This is a genomic window from Autumnicola lenta (assembly GCF_031846515.1).
In the GTDB taxonomy this organism is placed as follows: Bacteria; Bacteroidota; Bacteroidia; order Flavobacteriales; family Flavobacteriaceae; genus Autumnicola; species Autumnicola lenta.
Genome location: NZ_JAVRHO010000007.1, coordinates 109461 through 122301, shown reverse-complemented (window position 1 = coordinate 122301; position 12841 = coordinate 109461). Strand labels below are relative to the sequence as shown.

At 39.2% G+C, this 12841-nt stretch carries 11 protein-coding genes and 1 pseudogene; 5 read left to right on the top strand and 7 right to left on the bottom strand.

The genetic code is table 11. From position 1 onward, the window contains the following. Positions 1-50: 50 nt before the first annotated feature. The 3 genes and pseudogenes from RM545_RS06660 to RM545_RS06650 all read left to right on the top strand — a co-directional run bounded on the left by RM545_RS06660 (position 51) and on the right by RM545_RS06650 (position 1248). Positions 51-437: a PUR family DNA/RNA-binding protein gene (locus RM545_RS06660; protein WP_311494540.1), complete on the top strand. Its 387-nt coding sequence runs from the start codon at positions 51-53 to the stop codon at positions 435-437. Between the two features lie 157 nt (positions 438-594). Then, on the top strand, positions 595-804 hold the full coding sequence (locus RM545_RS06655; RefSeq protein WP_311494539.1) for a hypothetical protein: 210 nt from the start codon (positions 595-597) through the stop codon (positions 802-804). Then, positions 797-1248 (top strand): annotated as a pseudogene (locus RM545_RS06650) (PIN domain-containing protein). The gene RM545_RS06655 and the pseudogene RM545_RS06650 overlap by 8 nt, the downstream one beginning before the upstream one ends. A 90-nt stretch (positions 1249-1338) precedes the next feature. On the opposite strand, the gene RM545_RS06645 reads toward RM545_RS06650, so the two are convergent. Next, positions 1339-1674, bottom strand: a complete 336-nt coding sequence (locus RM545_RS06645; protein ID WP_311494537.1) for a tRNA-binding protein — start codon at positions 1672-1674, stop codon at positions 1339-1341. A gap of 74 nt (positions 1675-1748) precedes the next feature. Between RM545_RS06645 and RM545_RS06640 the strand changes: the two genes are divergently transcribed. Together RM545_RS06640 and RM545_RS06635 are read left to right on the top strand one after the other, a co-directional pair. Continuing rightward, positions 1749-2306, top strand: a complete 558-nt coding sequence (locus RM545_RS06640; protein ID WP_311494536.1) for a thioredoxin family protein — start codon at positions 1749-1751, stop codon at positions 2304-2306. 118 nt (positions 2307-2424) lie between these two features. After that, the gene (locus RM545_RS06635) at positions 2425-3066 is read left to right on the top strand and encodes a peroxiredoxin (protein ID WP_311494535.1); all 642 of its coding nucleotides are present in this window, start codon (positions 2425-2427) and stop codon (positions 3064-3066) included. Between the two features lie 57 nt (positions 3067-3123). On the opposite strand, the gene RM545_RS06630 is transcribed toward RM545_RS06635, so the two are convergent. The 6 genes from RM545_RS06630 to RM545_RS06605 form a co-directional block, all read right to left on the bottom strand. Then, positions 3124-3669: a YfiT family bacillithiol transferase gene (locus RM545_RS06630; protein ID WP_311494534.1), complete on the bottom strand. Its 546-nt coding sequence runs from the start codon at positions 3667-3669 to the stop codon at positions 3124-3126. Positions 3670-3785: 116 nt separating this feature from the next. Continuing rightward, the gene (locus tag RM545_RS06625) at positions 3786-4718 is read right to left on the bottom strand and encodes a peptidylprolyl isomerase (RefSeq protein ID WP_311494533.1); all 933 of its coding nucleotides are present in this window, start codon (positions 4716-4718) and stop codon (positions 3786-3788) included. 131 nt (positions 4719-4849) lie between these two features. Next, entirely contained in the window at positions 4850-6475 is a 1626-nt protein-coding gene (locus RM545_RS06620; RefSeq protein WP_311494532.1) for an amidohydrolase, read from the bottom strand. A 93-nt stretch (positions 6476-6568) separates the two neighbouring features. After that, entirely contained in the window at positions 6569-7693 is a 1125-nt protein-coding gene (locus RM545_RS06615) for a hypothetical protein (protein WP_311494531.1), read from the bottom strand. A gap of 244 nt (positions 7694-7937) precedes the next feature. Next, positions 7938-9683, bottom strand: coding sequence for a porin family protein (locus RM545_RS06610; RefSeq protein WP_311494530.1), 1746 nt, complete (start codon positions 9681-9683; stop codon positions 7938-7940). 111 nt (positions 9684-9794) lie between these two features. Continuing rightward, positions 9795-12809: a tetratricopeptide repeat protein gene (locus tag RM545_RS06605; RefSeq protein ID WP_311494529.1), complete on the bottom strand. Its 3015-nt coding sequence runs from the start codon at positions 12807-12809 to the stop codon at positions 9795-9797. Between the last annotated feature and the right edge of the window lie 32 nt (positions 12810-12841).

The following is a 12841-nucleotide window of genomic DNA, read 5'->3' as shown; positions in this document are numbered from 1 at the left end:
AATTTTTAGATTTTTGAAGAGCAAATAAAAACCAACTAAAGCATTTATTTATGAGCGACAAGGGAACGATGGAGAAAGAGGAAATATTCTCTAAAGTGCTAAGAGCCGGAAGAAGAACTTATTTTTTTGATGTAAGGGCTACCAGGGCTGATGATTACTACCTAACCATCACAGAAAGTAAAAAATTTACTAACGATGATGGTTCCTTTTATTACAAGAAACATAAGATTTACTTGTACAAAGAAGATTTCGCAGGATTTAATGAAATTCTTCAGGAAATGACAGATTACATTCTTGATGAAAAAGGTGAAGAGGTAATTAGTGAGCGCCATCAGAAGAATTTTAAACCTGAGGAGCAGGAAGAAACCAACGGTGTACCGGCTGCTGCAGCTACCTCTCCAAAGGCTTTTACAGATGTAAGTTTTGACGATATCTAGAAAAACTACATCTTCAAAATTTTAACCGCCCTTTACTCGAGGGCGGTTTTTTTATGCTGTTTTGTCAGAAGAAAATCCTATGGCTTTCCAGGTTTTCGACTATTAAATACTAATCTTAGTTTAGATGACGAAATAATCTTTAAATTTGAAATAAAAGATGAGAGTTGAACGCCAAAATAACGAAATTGTAGTAAGATTTTCCGCAGGAACGAAAGTGTCGAAAATTCAATCTATTCTCGATTATTTAAGATATGAAGAACTGACATTAAAATCAAAAGCTACAGAAGAAGATCTTAATGATTTATTAAAAGACGCTAAAAAAGGAAGATTAGAAAAAATAAGAAAAGAGATTGGATTAGATGATTAAAATAATTGTTGATTCTAATATCATTTTTAGCGCCTTACTAAATATAAATAGCCGGATTGGTCAGATTTTGATTAGTGGTAAAAAGAATTATGATTTTTACGCACCAAAATATGTTCGGACTGAAATTCTTGAACATCAGAAAAAAATTCAAAAAATAGCCAAATTAAACAATGATGATTTTTTTGAAGTTTATGAGTTGATATTGAAAAAATTACAATTCTTGATCATTCAATCCTTCCAATCAAAAATTTTAATAAACCAACTGAAATCTGTAAAGATATTGATGTTGATGACTCTATATTTGTAGCATTTTCAGACTATTTAAAAGCTGACTCATGGACTGGTGACAAAAAATTATTACAAGGACTTACCAAAAAAGGATATAAACGCACAATTACAACGGATATTCTGTATCACGACTTTTCTAAAAAGAGTAAGCTTTAGCTATTAAATTTTGAAAGCAAGAACGACTAACAACAAAAACGATTATCTGTCGTAGGGAGTTGGTCAAATATTAGTTGGGTACTGAGACTATTATTCCACTCTTAAGCCGTTTGCTACTTTAAGACCAGGCTCTAATAGAACAATATCATCGTCCTCTCCCACCGCTCCCAGCACCAGGCATTCACTCATAAAGTTTGCAATCTGTTTCTTCGGAAAATTAACCACAGCAACAACCTGTTTTCCCTTGAGATCATCAATGTTATAGCGGGCGGTTATTTGCGCAGAAGATTTTCTAAAGCCTATTTGTTCTCCAAAATCTATTTTTAACTGATAAGCGGGTTTTCTGGCTTTCGGAAAGTCGTTAACTTCCACGATTGTTCCCACACGCATTTCCACTTTTTCAAAATCCTTCCACGACAGCTCCATATCTGTTACTTTTACAACCTGAAATTACTGAAAACTGCCAAATTTCGGTATCTATTCGTAACTTTAAACAAAAAATGTCACAAACACCTTCCAATATGTTGCCATTGGGTACTAAGGCACCGTCTTTTCGTCTTCAGGATAGCATCACAGATCATTTTTACGCACTAAACGACGTCAAGGGCGAAAAAGGAACAGTAATTATGTTTATTTGCAATCATTGTCCGTTCGTTAAGCATGTAAATGATGAAATAGTGCGCCTGGCAAACGACTACCGACAGGCAGGATTCGGATTTGCGGGAATTATGAGCAACGATGTTGAGAAGTATCCACAGGATCACCCGGTTCTAATGAAAGAACACGCCATGAAAGAACAATATTCTTTCCCTTACTTGTACGATAATACACAGGAAGTGGCGAGGGCGTACAAAGCAGCATGTACACCTGATTTCTTTTTATTTAATGATGAACTAAAGCTTATTTACAGAGGTCAACTTGATAATTCCAGACCCGGAAACGGGATTCCGGTAAACGGACGGGATCTTCGGGAAGCTATGGATGCTGTGTTAAATAACCGAAAAGTTTCTCTGTCTCAGAAGCCCAGTATTGGTTGTAATATTAAATGGAAAGAATAATTTACTGGTCACAAATAGAAAAGACTTATTTAGTTTCAGTTAATTCCTATCGGTTTACTAGGTTTTCCAGTTTATTTTTGTTTAATTTTATTACTTCAACACTAAAAGAGATATAGATATGAGCGACTTAAAATTAGGAGACAAAGCACCAAATTTTGATGCAGAAACATCTGAAGGTAAAATTAACTTTTATGACTTTCTGGGAGATGGATGGGGAATATTATTCTCCCACCCTGCAGACTATACACCGGTTTGTACTACAGAACTTGGAGTTACGGCAAAGTATAAAGAGAAATTTGAGAAGCGTGATGTAAAAGTCATGGCTTTAAGTGTAGACGGAGTAGAGTCTCATAAAGGCTGGATAGAAGACATTAACAGCACGCAGGATACTACTGTAAATTTCCCAATTATCGCCGATGAAGACAGGACAATTGCCAATTTATATGGTATGATACATCCAAAAGCAGATAACACTCTTACGGTAAGATCTGTTTTCATTATAGACCCGGATAAAACAATCAAGCTAATGATTACTTATCCTGCAAGTACCGGAAGAAATTTCGACGAGTTGTTACGGGTAATTGATTCCTTACAATTAACGGCAAATCATAAAGTAGCAACACCCGCAAACTGGAAAAGTGGAGAAGATGTTGTAATAAGTCCTGCCATTTCCAGCGAAGATGCCAAAAACATTTTCCCAAAAGGATTTAAAGAGGTAAAACCTTACCTAAGAATGACTCCGCAACCGGACGCGAAATAAAGAATAACAGAGTTTAAATGAGAAAAGGCTGCATAAAAAATTTTATGCAGCCTTTTTTTATAACCAATCCCTTCTTTTCATGAGGTGCTCGATATGCGCACAATGATGGCGGCAGTGCCAGGAATACATTGCAAGACAAATTAGAAGACGAACTTCTTTCTTGCTCTCAGGATGGCGAAAGGTTCTTTGAAAATCAGTTTCCTGCATTCCTTCAAGTAAAAATACCCATCTTGCGTGCAGGGCTTTTAAATGATCCAGAGAAAGGGCTACCGGAGCTTCTTTGCTGTCAAAAAGTGCAGCATAAGCCTTTTCATCATACGCCTTTATCAACGGATTATCCTCTGTTAAAGCCCATTTAAACCGAATATACGCATGACTGTGGCTATCTGCCATGTGATGCACCAATTGTCTTATAGTCCAGCCGCCCGGTCGGTAGGTCGTATCGAGTTGATCGTCTTCCAGATCTTTTACCAGGTTTTGAAGCACTTCAGGACAGGCTGCGATGTCTCCTATCCAATCCTGAATATAATTTTCAGGACGGCACTCCGGAAAATACATTTTTCCGATAGGATATTTTAATAATTCCAGTTGCTCTGAAGTCATTCTTAAAGATAAAAAAACGTGCTGAAAAAATCAGCACGTTTTATCTTCAAAATTTTTGGTTATTATAATAAACTGCAGTTCGATATTTGCCATTTTTCGGCACGCATCAAATTCAGCTATTTCACATCCATAAGTTCTACATCAAATACCAAAGCAGCATTTGGTGGAATCACTCCTCCTGCTCCACGTTCTCCGTAGCCAAGATGCGAAGGAATTACAAACCTTGCCTGATCACCAACCTGTAGCATCTGGATACCCTCGTCCCAGCCTTTGATCACGTGGCCCTGTCCAATAGGAAATTCGATTGGTTCTTTCCTTTTATAAGAAGAATCGAAAACGGTCCCATCGGTAAGCATTCCTTTATAGTGTACAGAAACAGTCTTTCCTTTTTCAGCTTTTGCGCCGTTTCCTTTTTTCTCGATTTTATACCTTAATCCGCTATCAGTTTTTTCAAAACCCTGTGAAATCTCACCTAAAAGTTCTTCCTGCTGCTTTTTTGCAGCCGCTTCACGTTCTGCTTTTGCTCCGTTAAATTGTCTGAAAGATTCTACGGCATTAAAATTTCTAGCAGCTTCTCCTTCTCTTATAATTTCCAGTTTTTCGATCTTATCTCCCTGGGAAATTTTATCGACAACTTCCTGTCCTTCCACTACATTTCCAAAAACAGTATGTTTCCCGTCCAGCCATGAAGTTGCGCCATGAGTGATAAAAAACTGACTTCCGTTGGTTCCCGGGCCGGCATTGGCCATAGAAAGTGTTCCCGGTGAGTCATGTTTAAGATCGGGATGTATTTCGTCTTCAAACTGATATCCCGGCCCTCCGGAACCTGTCCCTTGCGGATCTCCACCCTGCACCATAAAATCTGGAATCACACGGTGAAACTTTAATCCGTCGTAGTAAGGTTTTCCCTGAGGAAAAGCATCATTTTCTATGTTTCCTTCAGCCAGACCAACAAAGTTTCCAACTGTTCCAGGAGTCTTCTCAAATTCTAAATTGACTAAAATTTCACCTTTTGAAGTGTGAAACTTAGCATATAAACCATTATCCATTTCTTCTGTTTTTTTATTGAATTGCAAAGATACCGAAATAAAATATTAAGGTTAAAGGTTGAATGAAAAACAGCCTTCAAACTCATCTGAAATGTTTTTTCACAGCGAAAATATTTAAGTACGTTAAATTACTAATACACCCTCTCCCCGTTTACATAGGTTCCAAGCACCTTTATTTCCGGAATTTTTTCAGCTTCCACCTTCATAATATCCTGATCCAAAACTATAAAATCTGCAAATTTACCTTTTTCAATACTGCCTTTTTCATCTTCTTCAAAATTACTGAAAGCCGCCCAAATAGTCATTCCCCGCAAAGTTTCTTCCCGGGAAAGTGCCTCATTCGCCATAAATCCTCCTTCCGGATAATTTTCAGTATCCTGACGTGTTACAGCAGCATAAAAAGTAAGAAATGGACTTACCTCTTCTACCGGAAAATCTGTTCCCAAAGCAATTATTCCAGCCTGGTCCAGCAATTTTTTATAAGCATAAGCTCCTTCAAGACGTTCTTCACCCAATCGCTCTTCAGCCCAGTACATATCACTGGTAGCATGTGTTGGCTGTACAGACGGAATTATATTTTTACTGAAATATTCAAAATCTTCTTCATCGATTACCTGCGAATGTTCAACCCGCCATCGCCTGTCTTCGCTCTCACTTAGCAAATCAGCATAGGTATTCAATACAAGAGAATTCGCTGAATCGCCAATAGCATGAGTATTTAGCTGAAATTCTGAATCTGCTATCTTTCTTGCCGTCTCCTCAAAATCTTCAATTGGGGAAAGCAACGCACCAAAGTGTGCCGGCCTGTCGGTATATTCTTCTTTTAAAGCAGCTCCCCTCGATCCTAAAGCACCATCTCCATAAAATTTAAACGACCGCACATTTAATCGCTCAGTTTTATATAGTCCTTTCTTTAAGAAAAAGTCTAGGTTCTCTTCGGTATTGCTGATCATTGCATAAATACGGATCTTCAAATCACCCTGTTCCTGAAGTTTATCTATTAATTCTATCGTGCTTTTGTCGATTCCGGCATCGTCTACTGTGGTAAGGCCATATTCAAAGCATATGTTCTGTGCTGCCAGCAAAGCTGCAGTTTGTTCTTCTGTGGTCGGTTCTGGTTGAGCATCGGTAACAAGGCTCATTGGATTATCTACAATTATCCCGGTAAGCCTGCCGTTTTTTTGCTCAATATCGCCCCCTTCAAAAGGAGTTTCTGTAGTAATTCCGGCAGCATCCAGAGCAGCCTGATTAGCGAGTAGTGCATGACCGTCTATTCTTGTTATCGCTATGGGAGTATCGGGAAACAGCCTGTCCAGGGTATCCTTTACAGGAAATTCCTTCTCCTTCCAGTCGTTCTGATCCCAGCCTCTTCCGGTTATAAAATCTGATCCGGTTTTCTGCTGAAACTCTACAATTCTTGTAATTACCTCTTCAAAACTTTCAGTTCCTGTAAGATCTACCCGGTTTTGCTGAAGTCCCAGTCTGTAGAAATGCGCATGAGCATCAATAAATCCCGGGAAAACAGCTTTTCCTTCAGCATTAAAAGTCTCTGCGTACTTAAATTTCTCCCGAAGTTCTTCGGAAGAACCAATCGCCAGGAACTTTCCATCCCTCACTACAAACGCTTCTGCTTTACTGAAGTTATTATCTACAGTATATACTTCAGCATTAAAAACCAACAGGTCTGCTGATTCTTTTTCTTCTGAACATGCAGTAGAAATTACCGCAAGAATCAACATGATTAAAATCTTTTTCATTTATTCGTTTTGTGTAAAAATAAAAAATACGCCCGATGAAGGGCGTATTTTCAGAATTATATATTCGTTTACTAGTTTAAAATAGTCGGAAGCTTAAAATCCCATTCCCTCCCAAAGAGCTGTACGAATATCTGGATTTGCAGCTGCGGCCAATGCAACTGATACAAAAAGCCCAATCATCGCATAAGAGAAATCTTTGAAAATCATTACTCCGGCTTTTTTGCGGTGCTTTTTTCCTTTCTTTTTACGTGCAAGGCTAATAGCAATTTCGCGTCCTCCAATCACCCCAAGGAAAACCCATGTTGTACTCATAGGAACAGTACTTATAAAAAGTTTGTAAATAAGCATGACAACATAAATTAAATCTACCAGCGTAGCCGCCCGGATATCAGAAATCCTGGTTTTCTCACTTACCACCTGCTGAATTTTATCACCCCGCAGGTAAAATAAAAGACCAAGACCTAAAAATATGGTGGTGGAGAAAATAGCAAACTGAAATACATCCAGCTGCCGCGGCAGGAATACCGCAATATTGGCGCCGTCCTGCATCACCCATACGCCCCAAAGTGTACCGCTTACAATCCATTGTGCAATCGTCCAGCTATTATTGAACTTCCGGCTTTTAAAGTATTTCCTAATAAAGTTATAAGATAGGTACCACACCAAAAATGACAGTACAAACGCCATTATATAACCGGTCCAGCTTTTCCATACCACAGAGGTAATTCCCGAAGTATCTGCACTAAAAACGCTTAGAATAAGGAAAGTCGTGGAAACTGGCATCCGTAACCTCGTCAAAATCAATAAGATTAACGGAGCTATAATCTGGAAGAAACTAAACTGCTCAGGATGAGGATATGGCGTACTTCCATCGGGTTTGGTAAGCCGCTGAAATGTCACATCTCCGTCGTACTGAAACCAGCTCCAGGTAACTACCCCCAGAAAAATAGTGCCAACATAAAGCCACAGAACCCACCATTGCTTTCCTTTATTACTTTCAATAAAAGTTCCAAGGGACTGGATACTATCGTTTGCCACAGTTGCATAAGCTGCAAAAAAGAAGCCCAGCCACATCGCGGCCCGGGTGTTACCAGTGAAAATTCCGGCCATTATAATCCCGATTATAATAATTGCCAGGAAAGTCTTTTCCTGCACTAAGAAATCGAGGATATTTAAGTAGGGTCGATCGCGGTTAATCCGCCTGAATTTCTTTGCCATTTAGAATTTTAGATTACTTTTTAATTCGGATTTAATTTTTGTTTTTACGGGTGCAATATTAACTTAATTTTAAGTTCCCAATGTTTACTAATTGTTAAGTAATGGAATTTAATTAAGATAACAATTTTCTGAAAAGCAATGACTTAAGCAGTACAGGCCGAAAATTGGCAAAATAGCCTTACCATTAAAAAAGCACCCCGGAAGGTGCTTTTACAATTAATTCTATAAAATCGTGATTTTTCTTCTAGAAATCGAATTTATAAGTTGCCCCGGCCAAAACCTGTAATCCCTGAACCTGAAAGTTCGTCCAGCGTTCATAATCGTTGTTCAGCAGGTTATTTCCTCTTACAAAAGCTGAAAGTTGCTCATTAAAACGATAACCCAGGTGGGCATTCAGATCAAAATAGGCGTCCAGCGTTACAATTTCTTCAAGTAAAGAACCGTCTACCGGCGTGTTGTCGATAATTGTCAAATCCTGACGTTCGCCTCTAAAGAAGATATTTCCACCTGCATACCATTTTTCAGTAATCTGATAATCGGCATTAAGAGAAGCCTTCACATTTGGCAAATTCCATGCTTCTGCTTCTTCATCGGTAGAATATCCAAGATATTCTGCATTCAGGGAAAGATGAAAATTCCTGTTCACATCAACATTCAGTTCTCCAAAGAATGAAAATGTATTTACATCATCATAAACGACCTGGAAAGAGTTTCCGTAGCCATAATTTTCTATAGAAGCGAGAGGTCCTGTCGGATTTCTTCGGAACAAAGCTTTGTTGAACTCAGAAGCATATCCGGCTCGTGCATTGTAACCCAGAAAAGTGGTTAACCTTCCTTTTGCTCCTACGTAAGCATCATATTCGGTCTCTGTTGGCTGGATCGCCAAACCCGGGGATACATAAGGGTTTTCCTGGAAGAAATCGTAGTAGGTATTTTGCTCAAGATCTCCTTCAATCCCTGCATAGGCAGTTAAAAGATCTGAAAGTCTGTAACTACCCGTAATCTGTGGATACAGATAAAAATTATTGTCGCTGTTTTCGGGATCAAGACTGTAGAAAAGTCCAATTCCTAAATTTAGAGTAAGATCATCCCGAAGCACCAATAAACTCGGACTAAAGCCGAAATTCATAAAAGTGTAATCCTGCGCGGTACCATCCAAAGCGGCCTCTTCAAATTGCCCATTTACGATATCTGCGGTAATGTCTGAAGTAATAAGTTCTCCGGCAATATTTACTTCAAACGTTCCTTTGGCATCAAAATGATTTTCTGAAGAGCTGTAAGAATCTCCTGAATGTCTGAATTTTGCTTTTGCTTTATCAAAAAAGGAATCATAAAGGTCTATTTCACCACCTGCATAAACTGAAAAGTAATTTTGTGTTGGATCAATATCCATTACCTGATCATTGGAAAGTGCAGGATTTTCCGGCAGCCCATACCAGTTAAAAAGCTGGTGCTGCCCTCCTACTTCTGTCTTCCAGGACAGATCGCGATCCCGGCGTGTGTAGCTTAAATTAAGCTCAGTATCATAAAACTGGTCATCCAGGCGAACTCCTTCTATCCCACCCTGCGAGGAATTATGGTTAAGAAAAATTCCGAAGTTATCGGTACGGTTTACTTCCAGGTTGCTATAGAATTCGGCTAAAACATTAGAGTAATTTCCGAAACCAAGAGTGGCATAGTTGTCAAAAACCTTTGGTGGTCTTTCCCTTTCCACAGTGGTCGCACGACCTTTGGCCGGCGTAAAAGTGGAAGCCACCGGAACTGAAAAAATGCTGTACTGAACCGGCTTCTTTGCTGTATTTACTGAATCTGCCCGGGTAGGTGTTTCCCGTATTTTGGAAGCATCGCGTACAGAAGGCGAATACGGTTTTACCACCGTTACAGTTTCGCTGCCAATGGGATCCTGGGCAAAAAGAACGCCGCTGATTAAAAACAAGCCTAAAACCAGGTTTCTTTTTATTATCGCCAATGGGTTAAATGTATTTAGCATTAAGCTGAATTTAGAATATGTTTTTAGAGTCATACTATTTGGATTTGCAGCGCGGTCCTTCATTGAGAAAATTCGCATATAGGAGTTTCTTAAATATTAAATTGAGTATGATTAGTTTTGTACTGAAGAGTTGGTTTTGGATTCTTTTGCTTTGATCCTTGCCAGTTCAGATTTGGCTTCAGCGACTACTTCAGGTTGATTTCCGAAGTTTTTAATCACATTTTCCAGAATGTAGGTTGCCTGGTAAGCATCTCCCAACTGATCGAAATTCTTAGCCATTAACACCAATCCTTTTGCTCCCCAGCGCTTGTATCCTGAGAAATCTTTAGCCAGAATTTGTACCGCAGCATTTGAGGCTTCATAATTTCCGCTCTTGTTTTTAAAGTAAGCGTCATAATATAAAGCTTCGGCAGCCAGTTCTCCGGTAGCAGTCTTTTGGACTTCAGTATAAGCAGTTTTTGCCCTGCTTTCGTTTCCGTTTTTCATAGCCGCCCTTGCAACGATTACCTGCGCATCTGTTTTCGCCTTCTCTTCGGCTCCGGGATTCTGAAGAACCTTTTCTGCATAAGCCTGAGCCTTAGCGATATTGCCTTCTTCAAAGTAAGATTTCATAAGATTCGACTGCGCAAAAATCACGTTTTCCTGTGCTTCTGCCTGTTTTTCCAGTCTTTCCAGCAACGGAGTAGCTTCAGCATAATTTCCTTTTTCCAAATAAATCTGAGAAAGCCTTGCCAGCGCCTGTTCGGTAAACTCATTGTTAGGTTTACTAATCACAAACCTGTAATAGCTCATGGATTTATCTCTATTCCCTTCACGGAAGTAAAGTTGAGCAAGGTAAAAATTGGCATTTATCGAGTGGATTCCGTTAGGAAACTCCTGAATATAATTTTCAAATCCTCTGATTGCCTGTGTTGTTTTATTATTGAGGTATTGATTTTCTGCAGCTTCGTAAGAGGTATTATCCAGATCTGCATCAGAAACTTCAACAAAATCTATATTTCTTACCCAGCTCGCATATTCATCTGTTCTTCCCAAATCAACATAAACATTTCTTGCTGTGGAAACTGCCTGCATAGCTTCCGGAGTATTTGGATAATCTGCAACTACCTTTTTAAGACGCTCCAGAGCTTTATCACCTTCATTGGAATTGTAATAGATCAATCCCTGTCTCAACATCGCCTTCGGAACCAGAGAACTGCCGGGGACGTCACGTATTAATCGATTGTAAGACTGGACTCCCTGCGAAGTGTTGTTCATGGCAACATAGGTATTCCCTAACTCAAACAGCGCATCATCCCGGTAAGAAGAACGTGCATATTTGTTCATGAAGTTGTTCAATTCTTCAATTTTAGTTTCGTTCCTGTCAACAAACCCATAGCTGATTGCCTTTTGGAAAGCGGCATAGTCACTATTTTCCACATTATTGGCAATTGCGCTGTTGTAGGCTTCCATTGCAGGCCAGTACTGGCTATTCACGAAATAACTATCTCCAAGCCTCAGATAAGCATCGTCGCGCCTTGGCCCGTCGTTACTCGTATTTTCAGCATATCTTTTAAAATAGTTGATGGCCTGCGCATATTCATTCTTTTTGAAGTAGGCATAGCCCAAATTGTAGTCCAGGTTTTTCATTTCTTCTGTACCGCGTGCAGCCGTCATTCCGCCAAATTCTTTATAACCAATGATGGCGTCATCTATACGATTTACATTGAATTCACTTTCTGCTTTCCAGAAAGTCGCTTTGGCCGTAATCACCGGGTCACGTGGTTCAGCTAAAGCTTTTTCAAAGTTTTCCAGTGCTTCGTAATAATCTCCTTCTTCATAAAGTTCGAGTCCGTAATAAAAAGCTACCTTTTGAAAAGCCTGCTTATCACCAAAATTCCTGTTGTTTTCCAGCAACCGCATCGCTTCTTCATAATTTCCGGAATTGATGAAGGAATCTACAAGTAAAGTTTCTACCTCCTGCCTTGATTCTGAATCAGGATATTTTTCCAAGAAATTGAGCAACACCTGCGACGGACTCTCATAAGAGTTACCAATCTCATAACTGAGTTTAGCATAATTCAGATAGGCATCTTTCTGAATTTTTGCATCAAATTCCATTTCGCTGGCATTCTTAAAAGCATTCAGCGCCTGTTGTTTTTGATCAACATTCAGATAAGATTGTGCAAGATGATAATAGGCATTTTGGGCAATAGAGTTATTTCCGTCAATAATTTTATTGAATTCAGAAATCGCACTTTGGTAATCGCCCTGTTTGTAATACGCATACCCAAGCTGGTAATAATCGGTATTGTTCCATTTACCGCGCAAGCCCTGATATTCCTTTAAGTAAGGAATTGCCTGTTCGTATTGTCCAAGGTTAAAATAGCTTTCCCCGATTATTTTGTTAAGCTGAGATTTTTCCTGTCGGTTAGAACTTGGCAATTGCTCGAGTCCAAGTTTAATGGCCTCTTCAAAATTGCCCAGTTTAAAATTCATATCTGCCTGGAAGTACGAAAGATCTTCACTATAGCGGTCGTTATCCTGTACCTGTTCAAAATTTTCATTGGCTTCTTCGTAATCATCGCTTTCGTAAGCCATAAATCCGATGTAATATTTGGCCTGGGAACCATATTCTTTGGAATCCCTCACTCGCTCCAGATAAGTCCGCGCCTGCTCATAATCGTTTGAGCGAAAATATGCGTAACCATTATTGAAGTAAAAACGCTGCCTGTCCTTACGGCTCATCGCGTTTTCATCTACTTTATCGTACCATTTTCTGGCCAGCGCATATTTACCGGTATTAAAGTAATAATCGGCAACGTCTAAATAAGCAGAATTTGTTTTTGTACTGGTGGGATAACGTGTCACAAACCTTTCCATAAGCCGGTCTGCTCCTTGCTGATTTAGCCTTACAGCAGCATTTGCAATATAATATGCCGCATCGGCTTCAATTTTTTCATCTTCGGTTTCATCTTTTACATCATCAAAAAGATTTTGTGCTGCCAAATATTGCTGATTATTATAAAGTTCCAAGGCGCGGTTAAAGTCGGCCAGGGTATTTGTAAAAGCAGCACTTTGCTGGGAAAAGGCTTGAAATGAGAGTAGTAGTAAAACAACAAAAAGGAAAGGTTTACTGGTTGTCATTTATAGTTTTTTAGGTTGAAGTTCAAAGATAA

Coding starts and splice junctions, on each gene's coding strand:
- RM545_RS06610 (WP_311494530.1), bottom strand. CDS start 9,683: ATGCTAAATACATTTAACCCATTGGCGATAATAAAAAGAAACCTGGTT.
- RM545_RS06640 (WP_311494536.1), top strand. CDS start 1,749: ATGTCACAAACACCTTCCAATATGTTGCCATTGGGTACTAAGGCACCG.
- RM545_RS06620 (WP_311494532.1), bottom strand. CDS start 6,475: ATGAAAAAGATTTTAATCATGTTGATTCTTGCGGTAATTTCTACTGCA.
- RM545_RS06605 (WP_311494529.1), bottom strand. CDS start 12,809: ATGACAACCAGTAAACCTTTCCTTTTTGTTGTTTTACTACTACTCTCA.
- RM545_RS06625 (WP_311494533.1), bottom strand. CDS start 4,718: ATGGATAATGGTTTATATGCTAAGTTTCACACTTCAAAAGGTGAAATT.
- RM545_RS06645 (WP_311494537.1), bottom strand. CDS start 1,674: ATGGAGCTGTCGTGGAAGGATTTTGAAAAAGTGGAAATGCGTGTGGGA.
- RM545_RS06630 (WP_311494534.1), bottom strand. CDS start 3,669: ATGACTTCAGAGCAACTGGAATTATTAAAATATCCTATCGGAAAAATG.
- RM545_RS06615 (WP_311494531.1), bottom strand. CDS start 7,693: ATGGCAAAGAAATTCAGGCGGATTAACCGCGATCGACCCTACTTAAAT.
- RM545_RS06655 (WP_311494539.1), top strand. CDS start 595: ATGAGAGTTGAACGCCAAAATAACGAAATTGTAGTAAGATTTTCCGCA.
- RM545_RS06635 (WP_311494535.1), top strand. CDS start 2,425: ATGAGCGACTTAAAATTAGGAGACAAAGCACCAAATTTTGATGCAGAA.
- RM545_RS06660 (WP_311494540.1), top strand. CDS start 51: ATGAGCGACAAGGGAACGATGGAGAAAGAGGAAATATTCTCTAAAGTG.